This is a genomic window from Streptomyces sp. NPDC056347, from assembly GCF_042262625.1.
Taxonomy (GTDB): domain Bacteria; phylum Actinomycetota; class Actinomycetes; order Streptomycetales; family Streptomycetaceae; genus Streptomyces.
Genome location: NZ_JBHJQP010000041.1, coordinates 42,641 through 48,772, shown reverse-complemented (window position 1 = coordinate 48,772; position 6,132 = coordinate 42,641). Strand labels below are relative to the sequence as shown.

Sequence of the window (6,132 nt, the reverse complement as noted above, 5' to 3'; positions counted from 1 at the left end):
ACGGCCCCGCCCGGCGGACGGCGTTTCAGGCGGTCCGGGTGTCTGCCGCCCGCGCCTTCGGACCGTCCGGGTCGGGGGCCGTCGCCCCGATGTCCGCGAGGTCCCGGTGCCGGGTCTCCCGGGCGCAGCCGATCGCGAGCAGGGTGATCAGGGCCGCCGCGATGACGTACAGCGAGATCGGCGTCGAGCTGTCGTAGTCCGCGAGCAGCGCGGTGGCGATGAGCGGGGCCGGGGCACCGGCCGCGACCGAGGAGAACTGCGCGCCGATCGACGCGCCCGAGTACCGCATCCGGGTCGCGAACATCTCGGAGAAGAACGCCGCCTGCGGGGCGTACATCGCGCCGTGGAAGACGAGGCCGACGGTGACGGCGAGCAGCACGTTCCCGAAGTCACTGGTGTCGATCAGCGCGAAGAACGGGAACGCCCACACCGCCACACCGATCGCACCGGTCAGATAGACCGGCCTGCGCCCGATCCGGTCCGACAGCGCCCCCCACATCGGGATGACCGCGAAGTGCACGGCCGAGGCTATGAGCACCGCGTTGAGCGCCGTCTGCTTGCTCAGGTCGGCCGCCGTGGTCGCGTAGACGAGCACGAACGCGGTGATGACGTAGTAGCTGATGTTCTCGGCCATCCTGGCGCCCATGGCGATCAGTACATCGCGCCAGTGGTGGCGCAGCACGGCGACCAGCGGCATCTTCTCCGTCGCCCCGGCGGCGGACCTGCGCGCCTCGGCCTGGGCCAGCGCCGCCTTGAAGACCGGTGACTCGTCGACGGAGAGACGGACCCACAGGCCGAGGAGGACCAGGACACCGGAGAGCAGGAACGGAATCCGCCAGCCCCACGCTCCGAACGCGGAGTCCGACATCAGCGCGGTGAGCGCGGAGAGCACCCCGGTGGCGAGCAGCTGACCGGCGGGAGCGCCGGTCTGCGGCCAGGAGGCCCAGAAGCCGCGCCGCCGGGCGTCGCCGTGCTCCGACACCAGCAGCACCGCACCGCCCCACTCACCCCCCAGCGCGAAGCCCTGCACCAGCCGCAACACGGTGAGCAGCACCGGAGCGGCGGCCCCGACGGTGGCGTGGGTCGGCAGCAGCCCGATCGCGAACGTCGCCCCGCCCATCATCAGCAGGCTGATCACCAGCAGCTTCTTGCGGCCGAGCCGGTCGCCGTAGTGGCCGAACACCAGGGCACCGAGCGGCCGGGCGGCGAAGCCGACCGCGTAGGTGAGGAAGGACAGGAGCGTGCCGACGAGCGGATCGGACTCGGGGAAGAACAGCTTGTTGAAGACCAGGGCGGCGGCCGAACCGTACAGGAAGAAGTCGTACCACTCGATGGTGGTGCCGATCAGGCTGGCGGCGACGATTCGCCTGAGGTTCGAGGATGCCGGCGGGGAGCTTGCTGGGGCGGCCATGGGTACCACTTCCGGAGGGTGGGCGGGGACGGTTCCGTGTCGCCACACCGTAGGAACGCCCAGGTCGGCCGCGTATGTGGTGGGACACCACAGTTCGGTGCACGAAGGTACGCGGCAACACCACGCCGTCCCTGGCGGCGGCCTCCAGGGACGGCCGAGAGCACAAGCGTCGAACTGCGCTCGTCTCCGGGCGGGAGGAGAATGGAGAGCGGTGGTCGGCCGTGTGCGCGCCCCCTTCGCCGCGTCCGACGCGCCGAGAGGTACCCATGAGCAGTGACCTGTACGACCCTGCGGCGAGGGGCCCCTTCGCGTACGAACCCCCTCGGCCCGGTCCCGTCATCGCGGCGGTGAGCCCGCGGGAGAGCGCGGAGCTCCCACGCGAGCGGCCCTTCCGGGAAGGGGACGTCGAGCGGAACGAACGCGCCAGGCTCGTTCGACGGCTGCGGCAGTCCGTACCCGCGCGTCCGGGGCACGCCGATGTGCCGCCCACTGACGCGCCGCCCGCCACCGGGTAGGGGAAGAAATCCCCGCTGGACACGTGGACACGTGTGCGGCGGATCGGGATCCGTGTGCGGCCGGGCAGGTCGAGACAAGGTGAGCCCCCATGTCCTCCGTGAATCTGGTCCTCAACACCGGCCTGGACAACGCCGCGACGGGCTTGGGCACGGGAGTGGACGACGAACCGACCGCCGCCCGCTTCCTCGGTCAGGCGTTCCTGACGGGAAACACCTACGCCAGCCGTTCGCAGGACGGTGGATCGACCTGGACGCAGGTCGATCCGTTCGCCGTGTTCCCGTTCACCGCGGGCGGCCTGTGCTGCGATCAGATGACCCTGCACGAGCGCACCCGGAACCTGTGGATCTGGCTCCTCCAGTACAAACCGGACGCGAACGGGTCGAACGTCTTCCGACTGGCCGTCTCCACCGACGGAACGCCCGCCCCCACCTCCTGGTTCTTCTGGGACTTCGGCCCGGGCCTCTTCGACCCCACCTGGACCACGGGAGTCACGTTCGACCGTCCCGACATGGCCACCGCGAACGAGCACCTCTACATCTCGTACAACGTGTTCCGCGGGACGGTCGGGACCGCCACGATGGTCTTCAAGATCTCGCTGGGACAGCTGGCGCTGCACCAGCTCTCGTACGTCTACTACAACACCACGGCGGACACGTCCTTCTGCCTCGCGCGTGGTGCGACCACCGACATGTATCTCCTGTCCGAGACCGTGCAGAACCCCGTACGGATCTTCCGGTGGCCGGACGCGGACGGCAGTTCCTGGACCCGGACCGACTTCAACACATCCGGGGCCTGGACGGGCAGCACGACGCCGGGAACGTATGTGTCCCGTTGCCCGAACGGCTCCAACTGGCTGGGCAAACTGACGGTCAGGGCCACCGCGGGATGGGTGACCGGCAACAACGTCGGTTTTCTCTGGCACGCCCTTGCGACGAGCGACCGCCCGCAGCCGTGGCTCAAGGGTCTTGTGGTCGACACCACCACCATGACGGTCGTCTCGGAGCCGGACCTGTGGAACGGTGACAACGCGTACGCGTATCCCGCCACCTGCCCCAACGACGACGGCGTGGTCGGGATCTCGCTCTTCTTCGGCGGTGGCGGCACGCTCAACCCCCGGCACGTCGTGGGGTTCCGGGAAGACCCGGCGTGGGTGCTGGCCGGCACGCGGGACAGCACCGACGGGCCGTACGGCGACCTGTGGGGCGACTACCTCAGCTGCACGCTGGGTCATCCCGACGACACGAACTGGGTCGCCACCGGCTACACGCTGCAGGGCGGCAGCACGTTCCAGTTCGTCGATCCCCAGTACGTCGAGTTCACCGTCGGTCCCTGACCGGGCCGCACCCTTGAGGAGGGAACGATGAAAGCGGGCAGGATTCTGCGCAATCCCGACGCGCCCCGAACCTTCCCCCGGCCCCTGGCCGGCCGGGAGTTGGACCGCCAGGACGCCGAACGGCTGGAGGAGATCCGGCAGTACTTCAAGGACCGGTACGCCCGGCGCGATGTCGTCGCCCGGACGAGGACGGCCGACGGCGACGAACTCGACTGGGTCCCGCGCGAGTTCACCGGCCAACCACCCGATGCCGTGCCGTCGGAGTCGTACGACTCCGACCGCCGTGGGCTCCCGCAGCCCTTCGAGTCACCCGATCCGGACGCCGAGACCGGGCCGTCCGGCACCGTCCCGGTCCTGCGTAAGCCGCTGGACCGCATCACCCCGGTCGGCACCCTGCAGGACTACCTGGCGAAGGGGCCCTACGCGAAGCAGGTCACGGCGCCCGACGACACCGGCCTCCGCTCCCTCACCGCCCAGCCTCCGCACAAGTACGCGGAAGTCATCGATCCGGGTTTGCTCAACTACGGCACCGAGGGCGTCATCAACACCTGGCGGCCCTACGTCCAGTGGTCGAACGAGTTCTCGCTCGGTCAGCTGTGGGTCTCGGCTGGATCGGGTACCGGGTTCGATCTGCAGACCGTCGAGGTGGGCACGATGGTCTACTACGACCATTTCGGCGACTGGGCTCCGCATCTGTTCCTCTTCTACACCACCAACAACTACACGCAGAGCGGCGACAACATCGGCGGCTACGTCCCTGACGTCAAGGGCTGGGAGCAGCTGTCGAGCACGGTCTACCCCGGCATCCGGATGGCGGAGAGCGTCGACGGCGGCAACCAGTACGAACTGTCCATCAAGGTCATGCTGTACCTGGACAAGTGGTGGGTCCGCATCGGGAGCGAATGGATGGGCGGCTTCCCCCGCAGCCTGTTCAGCGCCTCCGGACTGTACAACCAGGCGGGTCGGGTCGACTGGGGCGGCGAGATCGTAGACGACCGGATCCACCATCCGGATCCCACCGGGACCTGGATGGGCAGTGGGCACTTCCCGCCGGACGGCTGGAGCCACGCCGCCTTCATGCGCAACCTGGCCTACCAGTCCGACCCGGCCGGCACGATGCAGCCGCTGGGGGGATATCCCTCGCAGACCAATCCGAACGCCTACCAGATCTCGGTCGACTTCTCCGGGACGACGTCCTGGGGAACGAACTTCTACTGGGGAGGCCCCGGCGGTGTCGACTGACGTCCCGGCCGGGGACGGCCGGCCCGAGGTGATCCCTTCCGAGGCCGATCCGGACATCGAGTGCGTCCGGACCGATCCCGCGGAAGCGGGTGCCGGCGCTCCGCCCCCCGACAGCAGCGGACCGCCGCCGTCCGGCGCGTCCTCGGCCGTACGGGGCCGGCGGCTCTGCCCCGAGGGCTACACGCCCCGGCCTCGGCGCCGGCACTACACCCTGGACGGCAAACGGATCGTCACCGGCACCCCACCGGTCCCCAACCCCGAGCCCCCCGGGCCGCCTCCCGGACCGGACGAGCCGTCCACCGGTCAGACCTCGTGAGCGCGACCGTCCCGGAGGCGGAGCGTCGTGGTGCACGGGTGGTACGCGTCGTCCCCCTCGTACACGACGACGACCTCCCGGGCATCGGCCGGCACGGCCGCGGCTCGCAAGGTCGCCAGGCCCACCCCGTCGAGCGGGACCGTGCCCAGGTGCCGCCCGTCCACGGTGAAGGTCACCCGGCCGCGGGGCGCCGGCCCGCCGCGCCCGGTGCCGGCGATCCGTACCGTCAGGGGCGGCGTCGTGGAACCCTCGGACCGGGCGCGGTAGGAGTCGGCGGCGGCCGGATCGGCGCTCAGGGTGCCGTCGCGGGCCACGCGGAAGCCGGTGCACACTCCGTGCACGGTGCGCGGCTGGTAGCCCGCCGCCGGTACGAGGACGGCGGCGAGTTCACGGGGCGGACGGCACGCGCGGAGCGTCGGACCGGACTCGCCGTCGAGCGACGCGAGACCGAGCAGGTCGCTGTCGGCGTCGGCCGCGGACAGCACCACCGGGAACCCGCCCACGAGGAGGGTGTCCGTGCCGCGCCCGGTCAGGAACGTGTCGCAGGACGCGTCGTAGTCGACCGTCCCGTCCCGTCGGACCGTGTACGAGAAGTCGGCCGGCACGCCGGGGCCCGCGTGGAAGACGTACCCGGCGGCGGGCAGCAGCGTGAGCCGGTGCACGGTGGCCGGGGACAGGAAGGTTCCCGCGGCGGCGTCCGGCACGCCGACCGGCAGCAGACCGTGGGAGAGACCGCGCCCGTCGATGGTGACGGTACGGCCCCGCACGGTCAGGGTGTGCCCGGCGGCCTCGGCGATCCCGGCCGCCTCCGCCGGTAGCCGGACCGTGCCGGCGGCGGTGACGGTGAAGTCGAGGCCGCCGTCGGCGGTGCCCGTCGCGACCCGCAGCCGGTACCCCGAGGCGGGCAGTAGACGCAGTTCGTGCGTCCGGTCCGGCGCCAGGGGAGCCGCGCCCGGCAGGTCGGGGGTGAGCGGATGGTCCAGGCTCCGCGCGTCGACGAGGACCGGCAGGCCCTGCACGGTCAGGCGTCGGCTGCCGCGGCCGCTGAGGAAGGCGTCGTACGGGGCGGCGAAGTCCAGGGTGCCGTCTGCACCGACGTCGAAGGCGACGGTGGCGGTGATGCCGTCGCCGAGCCGCAGCCGGTAGCCGGTGCCGGCGGGCAGTTCCACCACGGGCGGCGGATCGGCCGCCCCGTCGACGAGACCGCCCCGGGGGCCGTGGCGGGCCCCGTGCTCCGTGCCGTCGCGGGCTTCGCACACGGCGACGCGGGAAAACGTCAGCTGCGAGGTGTCGAGAGTGATGGCCGGCATCGGC

At 71.1% G+C, this 6,132-nt stretch carries 5 protein-coding genes; 3 read left to right on the top strand and 2 right to left on the bottom strand.

Features of this window, described 5'->3' with window-relative positions; translation table 11 throughout:
* Nucleotides 1-25 precede the first annotated feature (25 nt).
* Nucleotides 26-1,411 carry an MFS transporter gene (locus ACFCV8_RS12655; protein ID WP_376685307.1) on the bottom strand — a complete coding sequence of 462 codons (1,386 nt, stop codon included), beginning with the start codon at nt 1,409-1,411 and terminating at the stop codon, nt 26-28.
* A gap of 604 nt (nt 1,412-2,015) precedes the next feature.
* On the opposite strand from ACFCV8_RS12655, the gene ACFCV8_RS12650 reads away from it, so the two are divergent.
* From ACFCV8_RS12650 to ACFCV8_RS12640, 3 genes are read left to right on the top strand one after another with little or no spacing between them, the layout of a single operon-like run.
* A complete protein-coding gene (locus ACFCV8_RS12650) occupies nt 2,016-3,260 on the top strand; it encodes a hypothetical protein (RefSeq protein WP_376685306.1) in 1,245 nt (414 codons plus the stop codon).
* A 27-nt stretch (nt 3,261-3,287) separates the two neighbouring features.
* Nucleotides 3,288-4,502: a neprosin family prolyl endopeptidase gene (locus ACFCV8_RS12645; RefSeq protein WP_376685305.1), complete on the top strand. Its 1,215-nt coding sequence runs from the start codon at nt 3,288-3,290 to the stop codon at nt 4,500-4,502.
* Entirely contained in the window at nt 4,492-4,818 is a 327-nt protein-coding gene (locus tag ACFCV8_RS12640) for a hypothetical protein (protein ID WP_376685304.1), read from the top strand. The genes ACFCV8_RS12645 and ACFCV8_RS12640 overlap by 11 nt, the downstream gene beginning before the upstream one ends.
* Here the strand turns inward: ACFCV8_RS12640 and ACFCV8_RS12635 are convergent.
* Entirely contained in the window at nt 4,806-6,128 is a 1,323-nt protein-coding gene (locus tag ACFCV8_RS12635) for an Ig-like domain-containing protein (RefSeq protein ID WP_376685303.1), read from the bottom strand. The genes ACFCV8_RS12640 and ACFCV8_RS12635 overlap by 13 nt on opposite strands.
* Nucleotides 6,129-6,132: the final 4 nt, after the last annotated feature.